The 18306-nt window shown below is 58.8% G+C and carries 14 protein-coding genes; 6 read left to right on the forward strand and 8 right to left on the reverse strand.

What is annotated here, in order from left to right:
* Positions 1-2: 2 nt before the first annotated feature.
* From ACR0AW_RS11420 to yaaA, 3 genes are all read left to right on the forward strand, one after another.
* Positions 3-290, forward strand: coding sequence for a YggT family protein (locus tag ACR0AW_RS11420; RefSeq protein WP_170394943.1), 288 nt, complete (start codon positions 3-5; stop codon positions 288-290).
* Positions 291-368: 78 nt separating this feature from the next.
* Positions 369-2408 (forward strand): DNA helicase RecQ, encoded by a 2040-nt coding sequence (recQ, locus tag ACR0AW_RS11425; protein WP_170733947.1) that lies wholly within the window; start codon positions 369-371, stop codon positions 2406-2408.
* A 33-nt stretch (positions 2409-2441) separates the two neighbouring features.
* The gene (yaaA, locus tag ACR0AW_RS11430; protein ID WP_170426033.1) at positions 2442-3212 is read left to right on the forward strand and encodes a peroxide stress protein YaaA; all 771 of its coding nucleotides are present in this window, start codon (positions 2442-2444) and stop codon (positions 3210-3212) included.
* On the opposite strand, the gene ACR0AW_RS11435 is transcribed toward yaaA, so the two are convergent.
* From ACR0AW_RS11435 to ACR0AW_RS11460, 6 genes are all read right to left on the reverse strand, one after another.
* A complete protein-coding gene (locus ACR0AW_RS11435) occupies positions 3203-3664 on the reverse strand; it encodes a VOC family protein (protein ID WP_170733948.1) in 462 nt (153 codons plus the stop codon). The genes yaaA and ACR0AW_RS11435 overlap by 10 nt on opposite strands.
* A 9-nt stretch (positions 3665-3673) precedes the next feature.
* Positions 3674-5887: a response regulator gene (locus tag ACR0AW_RS11440; RefSeq protein WP_480439070.1), complete on the reverse strand. Its 2214-nt coding sequence runs from the start codon at positions 5885-5887 to the stop codon at positions 3674-3676.
* Positions 5888-5954: 67 nt separating this feature from the next.
* Positions 5955-7997, reverse strand: a complete 2043-nt coding sequence (locus ACR0AW_RS11445; RefSeq protein WP_170733950.1) for a hypothetical protein — start codon at positions 7995-7997, stop codon at positions 5955-5957.
* Positions 7994-10756: a DUF4159 domain-containing protein gene (locus ACR0AW_RS11450; RefSeq protein ID WP_170733951.1), complete on the reverse strand. Its 2763-nt coding sequence runs from the start codon at positions 10754-10756 to the stop codon at positions 7994-7996. Before ACR0AW_RS11450 ends, ACR0AW_RS11445 begins: the two co-directional genes overlap by 4 nt.
* Positions 10753-11628: a DUF58 domain-containing protein gene (locus tag ACR0AW_RS11455; protein WP_170733952.1), complete on the reverse strand. Its 876-nt coding sequence runs from the start codon at positions 11626-11628 to the stop codon at positions 10753-10755. Before ACR0AW_RS11455 ends, ACR0AW_RS11450 begins: the two co-directional genes overlap by 4 nt.
* Entirely contained in the window at positions 11625-12632 is a 1008-nt protein-coding gene (locus ACR0AW_RS11460; protein WP_170394959.1) for an AAA family ATPase, read from the reverse strand. The genes ACR0AW_RS11455 and ACR0AW_RS11460 overlap by 4 nt, the downstream gene beginning before the upstream one ends.
* A 64-nt stretch (positions 12633-12696) precedes the next feature.
* Between ACR0AW_RS11460 and ACR0AW_RS11465 the strand changes: the two genes are divergently transcribed.
* Positions 12697-13275, forward strand: coding sequence for a DUF1285 domain-containing protein (locus ACR0AW_RS11465; protein ID WP_480439072.1), 579 nt, complete (start codon positions 12697-12699; stop codon positions 13273-13275).
* Here the strand turns inward: ACR0AW_RS11465 and ACR0AW_RS11470 are convergent.
* Complete coding sequence (locus tag ACR0AW_RS11470) at positions 13200-14207, reverse strand: DMT family transporter (protein WP_480439074.1); 1008 nt, start codon at positions 14205-14207, stop codon at positions 13200-13202. The two genes, ACR0AW_RS11465 and ACR0AW_RS11470, sit on opposite strands and share 76 nt — an antisense overlap.
* Positions 14208-14386: 179 nt before the next feature.
* Between ACR0AW_RS11470 and ACR0AW_RS11475 the strand changes: the two genes are divergently transcribed.
* Positions 14387-15142 carry a TIM barrel protein gene (locus tag ACR0AW_RS11475; protein WP_170733954.1) on the forward strand — a complete coding sequence of 252 codons (756 nt, stop codon included), beginning with the start codon at positions 14387-14389 and terminating at the stop codon, positions 15140-15142.
* A gap of 73 nt (positions 15143-15215) precedes the next feature.
* Positions 15216-15446, forward strand: coding sequence for a DUF2798 domain-containing protein (locus tag ACR0AW_RS11480; RefSeq protein ID WP_480439076.1), 231 nt, complete (start codon positions 15216-15218; stop codon positions 15444-15446).
* Between the two features lie 45 nt (positions 15447-15491).
* Here ACR0AW_RS11480 and polA read toward each other — a convergent pair whose 3' ends face one another.
* Positions 15492-18293 (reverse strand): DNA polymerase I, encoded by a 2802-nt coding sequence (gene polA, locus ACR0AW_RS11485; protein ID WP_170515226.1) that lies wholly within the window; start codon positions 18291-18293, stop codon positions 15492-15494.
* Positions 18294-18306: the final 13 nt, after the last annotated feature.

An 18306-nucleotide genomic window follows, 5' to 3' on the forward strand; every position in this document is an offset into this window, starting at 1 on the left:
CCATGCTGTCGCTGATCCAAATCCTTCTGCTGATCCTGGACATTGTCTGGTTCATCATCCTTGCCCATGTGATCATGAGCTGGCTGATCAACTTCCAGGTGCTGAACCTGCACCAGCAACTGGTGGCGCAAATCTGGTACGGACTGAACCGTTTGTTAGAGCCGATCTACGGCCCCATTCGCCGCATTCTACCCGCCATGGGCGGTCTGGATCTGACCCCTCTGGTGGTGCTGATCGGGGTCTATGCGTTGCGGATCATTCTGATCAACAACGCGGTCTATTTCTACTGACCTCTTGTTCACCGAATCTTAGTATGTGATGGTCCTGTCTTAAGAGCAGATAAACCATAAAACAGGACCCTCCGTCGCATGTTCGACTCCGCACCCTTGTTGCGAGACGTTTTCGGATTCGACGACTTCCGCCCCGGTCAGGAAGAGATCGTCGACGCCGTGACCGCAGGTGAAAACGTGCTGGCGATCATGCCCACTGGTGGGGGCAAGTCCTTATGTTTTCAGTTACCTGCGTTGCTGCGAGACGGCGTGACTGTTGTGATCTCTCCGCTGATCGCCTTGATGCGCGATCAGGTGCGTGGGCTGCAGGAAGCCGGTGTCGAGGCGGGCGCGCTCACCTCGGGCAACACCCCCGAAGAAACTGATGCGGTATGGGACGCATTAGAGGCTGGGCGGCTCAAGCTTCTGTATATGGCGCCCGAGCGTCTGGCCGCCGGGTCGGCGCTGGGGATGCTGCGCAGGATTAACGTCAATCTGATCGCGGTGGATGAGGCCCATTGTGTCAGCCAATGGGGCCACGATTTCCGCCCTGATTATCTGCGGATCGGAGAGCTGCGGCGCGCTTTGAATGTGCCCCTCGCCGCGTTCACCGCGACAGCGGATGCGGAAACGCAGGACGAGATCGTCGAAAAACTGTTCGACGGTGTTGAGCCGCGCAAGTTCCTGCGGGGGTTCGACAGGCCCAATATCCATCTGGCTTTTGCCGCCAAGGATGGACCGCGCAAACAGATCCTCGATTTCGCTGCCGCGCGCAAAACCCAATCCGGCATCGTCTATTGCGGGACCCGCAACAAGACCGAGGTGCTGGCGCAAGCCCTGCGCGCCGAAGGTCACACGGCCTGCCACTATCACGGCGGGATGGACGCCGAGGATCGCCGCATCGTGGAAGCTCGGTTTGCGCGCGAGGACGGGCTGATTGTCGTCGCTACGGTCGCCTTTGGCATGGGTATCGACAAGCCGGACATCCGCTGGGTCGCCCATGCGGATTTGCCGAAATCGATCGAGGCCTATTATCAAGAAATCGGTCGCGCCGGGCGCGATGGTGGACCAGCCGAGACCCTGACCTTGTTCGGGCCTGACGATATCCGACTACGACGCTCACAGATCGACGAAGGGCTGGCCCCACCTGAACGGCGCATGGCGGATCATGCGCGTCTTAACGCGCTGCTGGGATTGGCCGAAGCACTGAAATGCCGCCGCCAGAGCTTGCTGGGGTATTTTGGGGAACAGACTGAACCCTGCGGCAAGTGCGATCTCTGCGACAACCCGCCTGAAGTCTTCGACGGCACAACGCCCGTCCGCATGGCTCTGTCCGCCATTCTACGCACCGAGGAATGGTTCGGCGCAGGTCATCTGATCGACATTCTGCTTGCCAACGAGACCGATAAAATTCGCGCACGGCGACACGACAATCTGTCCACCTACGGCATCGGCAAGGACTGGTCGCGCCCACAATGGCAAGCGATCTTCCGGCAGATGATGGGCCATGATTTGGTGCGCCCCGACCCTGAACGCCACGGCGCGCTGCGTATGACAGAAACCGCCAAACCCATCCTGAAAGGTGAGGCGCAGATCGATCTGCGCAAGGATACCATCCGCAAAGCCACCCGACGACCCGCTGTCAAATCGATGGTGTCCGAGGAAGACGCGCCGCTGCTCTCGGCGCTCAAGGCCAAGCGGCGCGCACTGGCCGAGGCCGCTCGGGTCCCGGCTTATGTCATTTTTCCTGATCGCACCCTAATCGAGATGGCAGAAACCCGACCTGCAAATCTGGATGACATGGCGCGGATCAGCGGTATCGGGTCAAAGAAACTGGAGCGCTATGGATCCACTTTCCTTGAGGTGCTGACCGGCGCGGTAGAAGAATTGCACCCGGCGCGGCGCAAGCTTGCCGGCCGCAATCAGGGCGACATTTACGATCAGTTGCTTGAGGTTCAATCACAATTGTCGCGTGGCCCCGACGGGATCGACAAACCGCTAAGCTGCACGGCCTCGCAATTGGCGAAAGTGGCACAACTGCACCCGGATGATCCACGAGCGATGGAGCAGGTTCTGGGTGACCGTCGTCACGAAAGGTTTGGCGCGGCGTTTCTGGACGTGCTGCAACAGGCGGGCTAGATACGCCTGAGCAGGCGAGAAACGAGGGCGGATATGCTGGTAGTGATTTCCCCGGCCAAGCGGCTGGATTGGGCTGAACGAAACGTCGAAGTGACACAACCCGATTTTCAGGATGACGCGATCCGCTTGTCGAAGACCGCACGCAATCTGACATTGGGCGATCTGAAAAAATTGATGGATCTGAGCGATGATCTGGCTCGCCTGAACCGCGACCGGTATCGTATGTTCTCGGACGCGCCCGATGCGGAGACGACGCGCCCTGCCGCACTGGCTTTTGCGGGCGATACCTATCAAGGGCTTGAAGCCGCATCGCTGGATGCCGACGAAATGGCCTGGGCACAGGATCACCTGCGCATTCTGTCCGGGCTTTATGGCGTATTGCGCCCGCTGGATGCCATACAGGCCTACCGGCTTGAGATGGGTAGTAAACTGAAAACCAGACGCGGGAAAAACCTGTACGAATATTGGCGCGATCAGCTAAGCAAGGTGCTGAACGCGCAGGCCGCCGAAACTGACAGCAAGGTTCTGGTGAACTGCGCCAGTCAGGAATACTTCGGCGCGGTCGACCTGAAGGCACTGAAGCTGCCCGTTGTGACCCCGGTCTTCATGGAGGACAAGGGCGGCACCCCCAAGATCGTCAGCTTCTTCGCCAAGAAAGCGCGCGGTGCGATGGCACGCTACATCATCCAGCACCGCCTGACCGATCCCATTGGCCTGTTGGATTTCGACAGCGGTGGTTATGAATACAGGGCAGATCTGTCTGACGACTACAAACCTGTGTTTGTTCGCCCCTATCAGGCCTGATCGAGCAGTGAAGGGTCGTAGGCTACAAGCTCAACGGTGTTCCCTTCGGGGTCTTGGGTGAAGATACCGCGCCAGCCGATCCAGCCGAAATGCTCGACCCGATAAGGCTGGTCGATCTGGTCGTACCAGCGCATGACAGCATCCTGTTCGACAAAGGGCAGCGACAGCGCGATATGGTGCAGGGCCGAGGCGCCCCCTGTTACTGGCACTGCCGCGCCAGTCTGGCCCGATCCACGCTCAGAGCCAACAGATTGGTGAAACAGGGCCAGCACCTGTGTATGTCCACCAAACCCTTCGGCAATCCGAAAAAAGGTGATGGCGCTGTTATGGTCGCCTTGCAATCGCTGCAACCCGATCACCTTCTCATAGAAATACACCATTGCCGCCATATCGGCGCAGCGAATTGCAATCTCACCCAATCCCCGGGGGCGAAAACCGCGCTCATCTGACATAAATCGATCCTATTCCGTACTTTCACCTTCTGCACCGACCAATTGGGCATCGGCTGGACGATGTTCCAGTATCATCTTGTGGATCAGTTTCTTGTGCAACGGTTTGGTCATGTAATGATCAAGCCCGGCTGCCAGTATGCCCTGATCATCCCCTGTCATGGCATGGGCCGTCAGGGCCACTATGGGAACATGTCGATCCGTTCCGATCTCGCGCCGCCGGATTTCACCCGTCGCCTCTTTCCCATCCATCTTGGGCATCGAGATATCCATGAAAATCAGGTCCGGGTCGAAACTGGCGAAGGTTTCGATCGCCTCCAACCCATTGGAGACGAATCTCAAATCGATATTCAGATCTTTGGTCATCTTTTGAAGGATCAGTTGATTGGTTCGATTGTCCTCGGCTGCCAGAACCCGCATCAGCCTCTGATTCTGCGGAACTTGCGCATGAGTCTCGGGATCAGCGACGCAGTCGTCACTGCGATCCGACTTGAATACAGGAGCACCCAGCGCCATCAGCCGTGAATACAGCTCGGCGCGAGGAATGGGCTTTTGCAACACGCCGTCAATCAAGCGATGGGCCGGGTCGGCATGAATCACACCCGGATTGGCCGACATCACCACAATTGGCAGATCACCCCATCCTTTGTCGCGCAGTGTTGTGGCGAGTTCCAGACCGTCCATGTCCGGCAGATCGTGATCGCACAGCACCAGATCAATAGTTTTGTCCATTGCAGAAAGCGCTTCAGCCCCTGTTGAACAGGTGAGCGCCTGAGACCCAAGGCGGCTCAGTTGCTTGGTCAAAATGGCGCGGTTGACGGCCATATCCTCGACCACCAGAACCTGGCCCAACTGCCCCGCCAGATCGGGCGGAACGGGCTGCGGACCTTCGGCCGTGGGCAGCGTGATACGAAAACCAAAGCAAGATCCTTTGCCCGCGTCACTTTCGACCCAGACGGCACCGCCCATCATCGAGATCAGCCGCTTGGTGATTGCCAGCCCCAAACCCGTGCCTTCGAATTGGCGGTTCTGAGCATCCTCAACCTGATTGAATTCACCAAAGATGTGCGGGACCTTGTCGGCTTTGATTCCGATACCCGTATCCTCGATGGCCACGTGGATGTCGCAGGTTTCAGTTGTCGCGTCAGGAACACCGGTCACCCGGATAAGGACATGGCCCTGCGCGGTAAACTTCACTGCATTGCCGACAAGGTTGGTCAGAATCTGCCGAATCCGCCCCGGATCACCCACAAAAAGCGTCGGCAGGAACAGGTCATAGTCCACCAGCAAGGTCAGGCCCTTGTCGCGTACGCTGGGTTGCAACAGCATCGCAACCTCAAGGATACAGCGCTCCAAATCGAACTGTTCGGGGTGCAGCGTCAACTTGTCGGCCTCGATCTTGGAATAGTCGAGAACATCGTTGATGATGACCAGCAAAGCCTCGCCCGAATTGCGAATTGTGCTTACATAGAGCCTTTGTTCTTCGTTCATCGGGGTTTCGGTCAGCAGTTCGGTCATACCGACGATCCCGTTCATCGGCGTGCGAATCTCATGGCTCATATTGGCCAGAAAGGCGGATTTGGCGCGGTTTGCGGCCTCGGCCCGTTCACGTGCAGCGTTTAGCTCGGCCTCATGCCGGACCGAGGCTGTGATGTTCAACGCCAGGCTCAGCACGTCACCGCCGTGGCCCCGCTGATCAATCAGCCGGATATACTGGCCGTTCCACAACTGGATCACCTCGGGTTCGGGGTGCGGTTGCGCCCAGCGTGCAAGCATACGCGCCTGCCAGTCCGCGATATTCTCCGCGCCGATGTCCACGATACCTTCATGGGTCAGAATTTCGAGAATACGCGTGTAGCTGATCCCCGGCGCGACCTCTTCCAGCCCATCGAAAACGCTTAGGTAAGCGGCGTTGGCACCGATCAGTGTGTTGTTGCCGTCGAAAAAAGCAAACCCGTCAGGGATGGTCTGGATCGAATGCCACAGGCGGCGTTCAGCCACTTCGATCTTGGCATTGGCTACGGTCAGATCGGATTTGACCTTTTCGTTTTCATCGCGAACCGTCGCAACCTCGGCCTGAGTCTCATCGATCTGACGTGTCAATGCGATAGCATGACGTCCCAATTTGCGGTTGGCAGCAGACAACTCGGCCTGTTTCAGATGCAACAACCGCTCGGCCGCCAGTCGTGCGCGCCGTTCCTGCGCCAGTTTCTCAGCAAGACTCATGTAAAGTTTTCCCGCGATAATCTGCTCAGAGCATCGCGGTAGAGCATGAAAAAGTGCTTAAGCAGCGTTAGCGACGTCCCTCACGCAACCAACCGACCAAGAGGAACCCGCCGGCCAGCAACAGCACCAGCCAGGGTGGAAGCAACCCGGCCTGTGTAACATCGCGGGTTTCATAGGCGTCGCGCGGGGTCAGACCAATCCAGCCCCGACCTGCTGCCGGTCGGCCCGCACGGACATTCCGGATTGAGGGCAGACCCTCTTCCAACCGGATCGTTCCTCCGCGCAGGCTGGCCAGAACGGGGCTTAGAATCTCATCGGTCGCGATCGTGCGCTCGAATTCCTTTGGTGCAGCAGGGCCAAGACCGATCACGGCAGAATGCGCACCCTCTTCCAGACGGTACAGGCCAATTTCAGGGCCGAAGTACTGCGCCTCGAACCGACCGGGCGAGACTTCGTTTAGCGTAATCTCCAAGGTGTCGCCATTGGGGGGGGTGACGGTGACTGGGCCAACCTCATCCTCCAGCGTTTGACGGATAATGCGCATGGACTGGCCGTTCGCTTCGGCCCACAGCGCCTCTTCCTCAAGCTCGGGTTCTTTCATCATCCAATGCGCCAGCCTGCGGAGTAGTTCCAGCTGCGGGCCACCGCCCTCAAAGCCGCGGCTCCATAGCCAGGCGTGGTCTGATGCCATCAGCGCCACACGGCCTTCACCCACGCGATCCAACAGCAGCAACGGACGATCATCCACGCCGGTCATGAGCATATTGCCGGACAGCTGGCTGACATCGATCTGGCGCAGCCAAGCGCCCCAAGTCTCAGCATCGCCCAGATCAGCGGTAACCGGATGACGCTGGCCCAGATCGGTGACCATGGGCACGTACCGTTCCTCGTAAACCCGCGCACTGGGTTTTGCGGGCAGGACCGGCCCAAGCGGGGATCGGTACAGGCTGTCAGCCGTGGCAAAATCAGGGCCAGCAGCGACCAGCACCGCGCCACCATTGACGATATAGTCGCCAACATTATCCAGATAGATCGCAGGAAGGATGCCGCGCCGTTTGTAGCGGTCAAAGATGATCAGGTCGAAATCATTGATCTTCTCTAGAAACAACTCTCGCGTTGGGAAGGCAATCAGTGAGAGCTCATCCACCGGTACGCCATCCTGTTTTTCCGGCGGCCGGAGGATGGTGAAATGGACCAAATCAACCGAGCTGTCAGATTTCAGCAGGTTGCGCCAAGTACGCCCGCCCGGATGCGGCTCGCCCGATACCAGCAGAACACGCAGGCGATCCCGCACACCGTTCATCTGGATCAGAGCCGTGTTGTTGCGGTCGGTCAGTTCGCCCTCGGCCTGCGGGACCGTGAACTGGATGACGTTCCGACCACCATGCGGCAGCGTGATCGGGAGCTCGACGTCCAGACCGATTGGAATGGTGAACTGCTCGGGTTCACCTCCGTCGACGGAAATCTCAAGCGGAGCGTTAGTAACTCCAGCAGGCGCAGCGCCAGTATCTTCGACGCGCAGGGTCAGGGTCACGGGCTCACCGATAATGGCGAAGGCTGGGGCGTTACGCACGATCAGGCGCCGATCCCAATCGCCTTCGCGCCCGGTCTGCAACAGATGCATTGGAGCAGGCAGGTCGGGTGCCAGGTCTGCATCATGAACGATGCCGTCTGACACCACGATAATGCCCGCAATCCGCGCACGGGGTTCTTCGGCCAGTGCCGCGTTCAGCGCAGCCATGACCTGCGTGCCCTCGTCACCATCGCCGTCACCAACCTGGATGCGGCGCAGCTCGGTATTGTCTCGGGCTTCGATCTCGGTCGCGAGGTCGTTGGCAGCCTGAGCAGTCTGTTCGGCACGATCCGATAGGGTTTGACTGGCGCTTTCATCTTCGATCATCAACACGATGTCGGTAAGCGGCGCGCGATCTTCGACCTGATAGACAGGACCGCTAAGCGCCCCGAGGATGACCAAGGCCGCCAAGCCGCGCAGGGCCCAGCCCGACAGACCGCGCCAAAGCGCCAGAACCACACCTGACATGGCAATCAATGCCACGGCTGCCAGAAACGGCCACGGGATTAGCGGGTCAAAGATGACGGTTCCGGTCATTGTCCCAACCTGTCCAAAAGCGCGGGCACGTGAACCTGATCGGATTTGTAATTCCCGGTCAGCACATGCATTACCAGATTAACCCCAAACCGATTGGCCAACTCGCGCTGTCGTTCTCCGGCATAACCGCGACCCACGGGCAACAGGGACTGACCGTTGCGATCCACCGCCCAGGCCCCGGCCCAGTCATTACCGCCGATCACCACCGGGGTCACGTTATCGTTGAGGTTTCGGAAGGGCATTCCTTCGATCTGCTCGGCATCGGGTGGCGCGGCTTCGACCCAGACCTCGGTGCCAGAATATCGTCCGGGAAAATCCTGCAACAGGTAGAAGGCGCGAGTCAGCACGTGGTCACGCGGAACAGGCTCTAACGAGGGGATATTCAGCGGTGCCGCCAGCTGTTGTAGCTTGCGCCCATTGGGACTGGAGGCCCCGAAACCGGCGATATCGGCATCGCGCGTGTCAAACAGGATCATCCCACCCGACCGCAGATAGGCGTTCAGCTTTGCATAAGCTTCAACCGAGGGCTGCGGCTGGTCCGGAGTGACAGGCCAATAGAGCAGCGGAAAGAATGCAAGCTCATCACGTTCGAGGTCGATGCCAATCGGGTCGGCGGGTTCGACCGAAGTGCGAAAATGCAGCGTCTGCACCAACCCACGCAGCCCGGCCAGCGCGATATCGTCGACCTGAGCATTCCCGGTAAGTACATGGGCCAACACAAGCTCATGCGTCGCGTTCAATGCAAAATCGGTGTCTTCAGGGGTCTGCGCCCGCGCCTCGGGGGCAAGGAACACGGCAGTAAGCGCAAATGCAACAGGGGTTGCCTTGGCCAAGCGCCCCGACAACGCCAAAGACGCAATCACATCGATTGTCAGCAACAACAGTGCAAGGCCAAGCAACAGCCCTTCCAACGGAGTCTCATTGCTGATCTCCTGACCCCGGATTGGGACGTCAGACGGCCAGACCACCGGGGATAGTACAGCATCCTCGGCAAGAACATTCCGCGCCAGTTTCTGCTTGCCGTTTTCATAAAGCCCCGGGCGCAGGTCCGGCCCGATTTGCCCAGAAACCAGTTCGACTCCATCGACACCGGGCAGCGTTCCTGCGTCAGTCAAAACACCGAAGCCATCCATTATTTGAATCGGCTCCCATACGGTGCCCTGCATCTGAGCCTCTTGACGCGATTTGGCAGCAGAGGCAACGGCAAGCCGGTCGAGCATTTCGACAAACAGCCCGGACAGCGGCAGGCTGGACCATTCCGCATCAGCCGTGACATGGAACAGAACCACCTGCCCCAGCCCCAGCGGTTTTCGGGTCACCAATGGTGTGCCATCCGACAGTGACGCAATGACCCGATCCGCCAAATTAGGATCTGGTTGTGCCATGACCTGAGTGCTCACAGAGACGTCCGCAGGAATCTCCAACCCATAGAACGGCGAGTTTTCAGTGAACGGAGCAAGCCCCTTCGCTTCACCCCAGCTCATGGCGCCGCCGACCGAGCGGCCACCGCTACGAAGTCGAACCGGCAACAGTGCATCCTCAGTATCGCGCCCCAGATCGCTGGCGGCCATGCGTGGGCCGGCAAAGCGCAGCAGTAGGCCGCCCTGTTCAACCCATTCGACGACTTCAGCCTGTTCCGACTCGGACAGCTTGGCCACATCCGCCAATACGATCACATCCGGGTTCGCGGGGAGAACCTCGGCCAGGCCGCCTTCGACAAAATCAGCGGTCGGAATCAGCACCTGTGTCAGGTAGTGAAGCGGCGACAGTAACTCTAACCCTTCGCGGTTCAGGGTACCTGCGATCAATGCCACTTCGCGCCGACGCAGGCTGTCATCTGTCAGTGTAATGGCACCGGCAGAGCGCTGGCCTTGAATCTCGAACCGTGTAATGCGTGCGCGCAGTTCCGATGGAAGCGCAAGATCAATTTCCGCCTGCGTAGAGCCGTTTTCGAACTCAAGATTGGTCGATTGCAGCACCCGCATTGCTCCTGCCGGGTCGCGCCCTTGCGCCAGAACGGTGACTCTTTCCTCTGGTCCTGGATTAGCGCGCTGTACGCTGAGTCGGATTGCGCCGTCCTGATAGGTGGCGGGCAAGATCGCGGTAACGGGTGCAGAGGATTGGTAGACAATCACGTCCCCACGCGCCTGCAGGGCAGAAGTCAAACGATCATGGCCGACATAGGACAGACGGTCGCTGAACCAATGGGTGTCGAAGCCACCTTCGACCTGTCCCAACGCGATCAGAGTTTGGTCAATCTGCGCTTCGGTTGGCTGCCACGGCATCGGTGTAAGGCCCGGCAGACGACCACGCCACGCCTCGGCGGCCTGAAACACAGGTGCCTCAGGCTCAGTCAGACGCAAGATCGACACAGGACGACCCGCCCGCCCGGCTTCCGTCAATTGCGCATCAATCTGATCAAGTGTCGAGGACCAACGTGTCGCGCCCCCCCAGCTTGCATCCAGCACCAGCAGAAGCGGCCCGGATCCGGTCTCATCGCGTGAGGGGTTCAGCACCGGCCCTGCCAGCCCGATGATGATCGCTGCGGCTGCCAGCATCCGCAGTAGCAGCAACCACCATGGTGTACGGTCCGAAACGCTTTCATCATCCTTCAATCCCAGCAGCAAGGTGACCGCCGGGAAAAGACGTCGGATCGGTGCAGGTGGGACGGCACGCAGAATCAACCACAAAATCGGAAGGGTCAGAAGACCCAGCAGCACCCAAGGCGCGGTAAATCCGATTCCTGCAAGAACCGTCATTGCGCACCCCCATCTAAGGCGCGATAAAGCCACAACAGAGCCGATTGAGCGCTGTCATCGGTGTGATGGAGCCCCATCTGCCAGCCAGTCGCGCGGCACAGGTGGGTCAGCGCATCCTTGCGCGCCGCTAAGCGATCCAGATAACGATCGCGCAAATCAGCGGCCTTCAAGGTTTCATGTCGAGCGGTGCCACCAACACTTTCAAAAATGGTACGTCCCGAATAGGGAAAGGACTCCTCGCTGGGGTCCAGAACCTGCAGCAACACGCCGCGCACGCCCCGGTCAGCGGCTTTGGTAAGGGCCAGCTCGACCTCGTCCAGCGGCCCAAGAAAATCCGAGATAAACACCGCACGCGCATGCGGGATCATGGCGCGGTGTTCGGGTGGCGCGTAATCGGTTTGCGCATCTTCAGACCAGGCTTGGGCCAGCCGAATGATCTGAGCATTCCCCCTGCGCGGGGGCAGCGTCGTGCCAGTCAGACCAACGCGCTCGCCACCACGCACAAGCAGGATAGCGGACGACAGCCCCAGCAGGCGCGCACGATCGGCCTTGGTCGGCAAGTTCTTGTCCGAAGCAAACCGCATCGACGCGCCCTGATCGACCCAAAGCATGATCGACTGTGCAATCTGCCATTCGCGCTCACGTACAAACTGCTGATCACCACGGGCCGAACGGCGATGGTCGATCAACCGGCGACTGTCGCCAATCTGCGCAGGGCGGTACTGCCAGAAATCATCCCCCAGACCCGAGCGTCTCCGCCCGTGATCGCCCAATAAAACGGTTCCGGCCAGATGCTCGGCCCGCGCCAATAACGGCGGCAACCGGGACGCTTCGGCCTCGGAGCGTTCGCGTAGGGTCTGGGCGGCGCTCACGCCGCGGCCTCAGTTCGGACCAGCCCAGTAGCGGTGGACTCAATCAGGTCAGAGAGGCTGTCACCACGTGCCCGCGCCGCGAAGTTCAACGCCATACGGTGGCTGAGAACCGGACGCGCCATGGTCAGAACATCCTCGGCATTGGGGGCCAAACGGCCTTCCAGCATCGCATTTGCGCGCACGGTCATCATCAGAGCCTGCGCAGCGCGCGGTCCGGGACCCCAGGCAACAGTTTCCTTCACCCGCTCTGACACACCTGCCTCATCCGGGCGGAAGGCGCGGACCAGATCGAGGATCAGTTCGACAACCGACTCTCCTACAGGCATCCGGCGCAACAGAACCTGTGCGGCCAGCAATTCTTCTTTGGTGAAAATCTGATGCGCCTCGGCTTCCTCAACACCCGTGGTAGCCAGCAGAATATCACGCTCGGTCTGGCGATCCGGATATTCCACGTCGACCTGCACTAGAAACCGGTCCAGTTGAGCTTCGGGCAATGGATAGGTCCCTTCCTGCTCAATCGGGTTCTGCGTTGCCAGCACATGGAACGGTACGCCCAATTCGCGGTCTTCGCCCGCGACTGTCACCGTACGCTCTTGCATCGCCTGCAACAGCGCCGATTGGGTCCGGGGACTGGCACGGTTGATCTCGTCCGCCATCAGCAACTCACAGAAAATCGGGCCGGAGATGAACCGGAAATGGCGGCTGCCATCTTCGGCAGTATCCAGCACTTCCGAGCCCAGAATATCAGCAGGCATCAGGTCCGGCGTGAACTGGATGCGGTTGCCATGCAGGCCCATCACGGTCGAAAGCGTCTCGACCAACCGCGTCTTGCCCAGCCCCGGCAGACCGATCAGCAGCGCGTGACCGCCGCACAAAAGCGCGGTCAGGGTCAGGTCCACGACCTTCTCCTGCCCGATAAAGCGGCGGGTGATCGAGGATTTGGCCTCTTGCAGCTTGTTTTCCAGCGCTTCGATCTCGGACACGAGGTCGGCAGGTTCGGACATGAGGTTCCCTTCCGTGGACTGTTATGATTGAAGTGTATCGCGCTGAGAGGAAATGGCAAAAGCAATGAGCGGACAAAAACCCGTGACCCCTTCACCAGACGGTCTGGCGGCTTCGGTCAAAGCGGCCAAAACGCGGGGTTTGCCGCCCGTTCACCTATGGAATCCTCCGTTTTGTGGCGATCTGGACATTCGGATCGCCAAAGATGGCACTTGGAGTTATCTAGGGTCACCGATCAACAGGGTCGAGCTTGTTAAGCTATTTTCCTCAATTCTTAAGAAAGAAGAGGGTGGGTACTTTCTCGTCACTCCCGCTGAAAAGGTGGGAATCACCGTCGAGGATGCGCCGTTTGTTGCCGTTGATTTTGAGCATGAGGGACAAGGCGAAGCCCAACGTCTGACTTTTACGACGCAAGTGGGCGATACAGCCATCGCCGGGCCCGATCACCCGATCCGCATTGTCCTAAATACGGAAACTGATGAGCCCTCACCCTACATATTGATGCGCGCGAATCTTGAGGCGCGCATTGATCGCAAGAGCTTTTACCGGTTGGTCGAGATCGCCAGACATCACGACGGTTGGTTTGGTGTCTGGTCGGACGGCCAGTTTTTCCCACTGATCGCATCTGATGTGCTAGAGGATTGAACCGGTCGCGGCTTGCGGTCCTGCGCCAGCACGACTGCAAGCGCCACCAGCGACGCGCCCAGCGCGCGGGTCCAGTTCCAGTCCTCGCCCAGCGCCATCATGATCACCATCACATAAAATGGTGCGATATTGATGTGGAATGACGCCAGGGCGACCCCTAGTTTTCCCACTGATGCTATGAAGAAAAATTGGCTCAGGCCCAGTGAGAACAGTGCGTAGAACACCAACATACCCATCTGCGCCACATCTACGGGGCGTGTAGGCAAGACCTCTAGCCCCAGCAATCCGGCTAACGGCACCAGAATGGCTGCGGTCGACAATCCTCCGACCAATGTAATGGTGCTACGGCCCAACTGGCTAAGCTCGGGGAAGTCGCGCGCAGTGGCCATGCTGGCCCAACAGAACAGCGCGGTAGACACCACTGCGCACATCGCGCCCAGTCCTAATTGTGCCGGTGCCACCGCGCTGGTGGCAATCAGGCCGCCAATGATTGAAATCACCAATCCCAGCGCAAAACTCCAGCGCAATCGCCGCGTTCCCGCCACAAGCTCCATGATCGTAGCGATCAAAGGCGCACACGAGGCGATAATGGCAACGGTAACTGGGTCGGTCAGCTTCTGCGCTACAAGGATCAGGAACATCCCCGACCCTAGCCCCAAACCGCCGACCAGGAGGGCATGGCCCCAACGGGCGCGCAATACCTGAGCCGGTCCGTCCAGAATCAGCCAGATTGGTACCATGACCAACACCGCAAGAGACATCCGTGCCGCGAACAGTGCGATAGGTGGCCAGCTTTGCAATAGGATCTCAGCCGCCGGGAACCCCGCCGCCCACGTCAGCATCGAAGCCACCGCCAGCGTATTTCCGGTGAACGCGGTCTGTCGACCGTCAGATACAGCTATAGCGGTCCCGCGCGCGGGTTCAGGGCTCATGGCCATCGTGATCAGACCTTATTGTTGGCGCGGCCCTCGCAACGGGATACCGCTTGAGCCTGATGGTCCCTGATTCGAAAGCCTTTATCTGGCCGATTTTCGACAATCTGTCGTTTTCAGTCTCTTTCACGTGGCCGTCGTGATCGCTAGGCTCTGCAAAGTTCGACACCGGATGCCCGATGCCCAGATTTGCCGCCAATCTTTCACTGCTGTTTGCAGAACTGCCCTATCTCGACCGGTTTCAAGCCGCCGCGCAGGCCGGGTTTACGGCTGTTGAAATTCTCTTCCCCTACGACCTCGCAGCCAAAGAGACCCGCCGCGCGCTGCTGTCCAGCGGGCTTGATCTGGTGCTGATCAACGCCCCGCCCCCGAATTATACCGGCGGTGAACCGGGTTACGCCGCCATGCCCGGCAGCTCCGACCGGTTTAAGTCCGATATCCGGCGCGTTCTGCGCTACGCGGATGTGTTGCGGCCAGAGATGATTCACGTTATGTCCGGATTTGCTTCTGGTCCCGAGGCCCTGCGTTGTTTTGTCGAGAACCTGCAATGGGCGGCAGATCTTGCGCCGGCACAGCGGTTTACAATCGAACCGCTCAACCCCGTATCGCAACCTGGTTACTTCTTGAACAATTATGATCTGGCCGCCGAAGTGCTGGACCGCGTCGACCGCGCAAATGTCGGCCTACAATATGACAGTTTTCATGCACAGATGATCCACGGCGATGCGCTGGCGATTTGGCACCGTTTTCAGCCCCGTATTGTCCATGCACAGATCGGGGCTGCGCCGGATCGCTCGGAACCCGGGCTGGGTACAATGGACTTTGCCGCGTTGTTTGCTGCGATGGACCACTCGGATTACAGCGGCTGGGTCAGCGCCGAATACAACCCCTCAACTCGGCGGACTGAGGACTCACTGGCTTGGATACAGTATTAAACCCTATATGAACGCTGGATTTTCAGACTGAAATGGCGCAATTGAGGGCATCGACACGCCAAGGATGCCCCGCATGATATCTGCCCGCTATGCCAATGCCCTGTTCGCCTTGATCATGTCCGGCCTGATGTCCTGCGTCGTCACCGGCATAGCCACGCTAAAAGCTATCGGCTTCAGCCCTTCAACACTCGGAGACTGGATGGCCTCTTGGGCCTTTTGCTGGCCTATCGCCTTTACCGTCATCCTGACGCTGGGCCCTTGCGTAAAACGCCTGATCGCCCGCCTGGTCAGGCCAGAAGCCTGACCCGCTGCAAAGAGGGCCCGCAGGGCTTGATAAGCTGCGCCGCCCCTAATGGGCCTCGGCCCAGTTCGCGCCTTGTCCGGCATCCGCGACCAGCTTGATATCCAGCTTCACTGCCGGATCAGCCGCCCCTTCCATCACCGCGCGCGCGACCGAGATGGTCTGATCCACGGCCTCTTCGGCCACTTCGAACAGCAATTCGTCATGCACCTGCAACAGCATCTTGGCGGGCAAGCCGTTGATCGCATCCGGCATCCTCACCATCGCGCGCCGGATCACATCTGCTGCCGTCCCTTGGATCGGAGCATTGATCGCAGCACGACGCGAGAACCCCGCATGCGGCCCCTTGGCATTGATCTCAGGTGTATGGATTTTCCGGCCGAACAGGGTCTGGACATAGCCATTCTCTTTGGCAAACGCGATCGTGTCGTCCATATAACGGCGGATACCGGGGAAACGTTCGAAATAGCGATCGATGAAACCCTGCGCATCCGCCCGGGGAATGCGCAGATTGCGCGCCAGCCCAAAGCCCGAAATGCCGTAGATCACACCAAAGTTGATCGCCTTGGCCTGACGACGGATATCCGGCGTCATCTCGTCCAACGGAACATCAAACATCTCGGACGCCGTCATTGCGTGAATGTCCAAACCATCCGCAAACGCCTGTTTCAGGGTCGGAATATCGGCGATATGGGCCAGAATCCGAAGCTCAATCTGGCTGTAATCAAGGCTGACCAGCACATTGCCCGGCTCGGCAATGAACGCCTCACGTATGCGCCGACCTTCCTCAGTCCGCACCGGAATGTTTTGCAGGTTCGGATCGGTCGAGGCCAAACGGCCCGTATTCGCCCCCGTAATCGAATATGACGTATGCACCCGGCCCGTATCAGGATTGATATGGGTCTGCAGCGCGTCCGTATAGGTCGATTTCAGCTTGGAGAGTTGCCGCCAGTCCAGCACCCGGCGCGGCAGTTCATGTTCGGTCGCGAGGTCCTCAAGAATGTCCGCCCCGGTCGAGTACTTACCGGTTTTGCCCTTCTTGCCACCCTCAAGCCCCATTTTGTCGAACAGGATTTCACCCAGTTGCGCTGGCGAACCGACGTTAAAGTTCTCACCCGCCAATTCGTGGATTTCAGCCTCTAACCCGGCCATCTTCTGCGCAAATGCATTTGACATTCGGCTGAGAACATCGCGATCGACCTTGATGCCATGCATCTCCATTTCTTTGAGAACCGGCACCAATGGACGTTCAAGTGTTTCATACACCGTCGTCACCTGCACCTGATGCAACTGCGGCTTGAACAATTTCCACAGGCGAAGGGTGATGTCCGCATCCTCGGCAGCGTAGGCCGTGGCCTTGTCAATCGGCACCTTGTCGAAAGTGATTGCAGACTTGCCCGAGCCAAGCAGAGGTTTGATGGGAATCGGCGTATGGCTCAGATAGCGTTCAGATAGCGTATCCATGCCATGCCCATGCTCACCGCCGTGCATGGCGTAGGACATCAGCATCGTGTCGTCGATGGGGGCAACGTCGACGCCGTATCGCTTAAAGATTTTGGCATCGTATTTCATGTTCTGTCCGATCTTCAGGATCGACGGATCCTCAAACATCGGTTTCAGAAAGTTTAGAGCCTCATCCAGCGGCATCTGTCCATCGGCCAGCGCATCCGATCCGAACAGATCATCGGTCGCGCTTTCACGGTGAGTCAACGGGATGTAACAAGCCTCACCCGCCTCGACACATAGCGAAATCCCGACCAAATCGGCGATCATCTCATTCAGGCCAGTGGTCTCGGTATCCACCGCAACCCAGCCGCGCTCGTAGGCCTGATCGATCCATTTCTGCAAAGCCGCAGCATCGCGCACGCATTCGTATTTCGTTGCATCAAATGGGACGTCTTCGGCCTGTGACTCCGCCTCGGGCGTGGATATATCGGGGATGACAGGGGACTCGACGCCCAGCTTGTCAGCAATGCGTTTGGTGAGCGTCCGAAATTCCATCTCTGCCAGAAACTTCATCAAAGTCTCAGCATCGGGATCCTTCACCTCAAGGTCATCCAGAGTGAAATCCAACGGTGTGTTTTCATCCAATTGCACAAGTTTCTTCGAAAGCTCGATCTGGTCGCGCTTTTCGATCAGAGTCTGGCGGCGCTTGGGCTGTTTGATCTCTTCAGCGCGATCCAGCAGGGTTTCCAGATCGCCATATTCATTGATCAACAGCGCTGCCGTCTTCACACCAATGCCCGGAGCGCCCGGTACGTTATCCACCGAATCCCCGGCCAAAGCCTGCACATCGACAACCCGCTCGGGCCCAACGCCGAACTTCTCAACCACCCCGTCGCGATCGATGCGCTTGTTCTTCATCGCATCCAGCATCTCGACACCGCCACCCACAAGCTGCATCAGGTCTTTGTCAGAACTGACGATGGTCACCCGCCCACCGGCCTCACGCGCCTGAACGGCGAGGGTCGCGATGATGTCGTCGGCTTCATAGCCTTCAAGTTCTTTGCAGGCGATGTTGAACGCCTTGGTGGCTTCGCGAGTCAGCGGCATTTGCGGGCGCAAATCCTCGGGCATCGCTTCACGGTTGGCCTTGTAGAGATCATAGAGATCATTACGGAACGTATGCGAGCCCTTGTCGAAGATCACCGCAACATGGGTCGGCGCATCCGGCCCGGCGTTTCCTTCGACATATTTCTGCAGCATGTTGCAAAAGCCCGACACGGCCCCAATCGGTAGCCCATCCGATTTCCGCGTCAACGGCGGTAAAGCGTGATAGGCGCGGAAGATAAAGGCTGATCCATCAATCAGATGCAGATGGCAGCCTTTTCCGAATTGGGTGGTGGTCATATGAGGCTCCTGC

The sequence above is a fragment of the Ruegeria sp. C5 genome (assembly GCF_056537605.1).

Coding starts and splice junctions, on each gene's coding strand:
- ACR0AW_RS11445 (WP_170733950.1), bottom strand. CDS start 7,997: ATGACCGGAACCGTCATCTTTGACCCGCTAATCCCGTGGCCGTTTCTG.
- ACR0AW_RS11475 (WP_170733954.1), top strand. CDS start 14,387: ATGCCCAGATTTGCCGCCAATCTTTCACTGCTGTTTGCAGAACTGCCC.
- ACR0AW_RS11440 (WP_480439070.1), bottom strand. CDS start 5,887: ATGAGTCTTGCTGAGAAACTGGCGCAGGAACGGCGCGCACGACTGGCG.
- ACR0AW_RS11420 (WP_170394943.1), top strand. CDS start 3: ATGCTGTCGCTGATCCAAATCCTTCTGCTGATCCTGGACATTGTCTGG.
- ACR0AW_RS11450 (WP_170733951.1), bottom strand. CDS start 10,756: ATGACGGTTCTTGCAGGAATCGGATTTACCGCGCCTTGGGTGCTGCTG.
- ACR0AW_RS11435 (WP_170733948.1), bottom strand. CDS start 3,664: ATGTCAGATGAGCGCGGTTTTCGCCCCCGGGGATTGGGTGAGATTGCA.
- ACR0AW_RS11480 (WP_480439076.1), top strand. CDS start 15,216: ATGATATCTGCCCGCTATGCCAATGCCCTGTTCGCCTTGATCATGTCC.
- ACR0AW_RS11470 (WP_480439074.1), bottom strand. CDS start 14,207: ATGAGCCCTGAACCCGCGCGCGGGACCGCTATAGCTGTATCTGACGGT.
- recQ (WP_170733947.1), top strand. CDS start 369: ATGTTCGACTCCGCACCCTTGTTGCGAGACGTTTTCGGATTCGACGAC.
- ACR0AW_RS11465 (WP_480439072.1), top strand. CDS start 12,697: ATGAGCGGACAAAAACCCGTGACCCCTTCACCAGACGGTCTGGCGGCT.
- polA (WP_170515226.1), bottom strand. CDS start 18,293: ATGACCACCACCCAATTCGGAAAAGGCTGCCATCTGCATCTGATTGAT.
- ACR0AW_RS11460 (WP_170394959.1), bottom strand. CDS start 12,632: ATGTCCGAACCTGCCGACCTCGTGTCCGAGATCGAAGCGCTGGAAAAC.
- yaaA (WP_170426033.1), top strand. CDS start 2,442: ATGCTGGTAGTGATTTCCCCGGCCAAGCGGCTGGATTGGGCTGAACGA.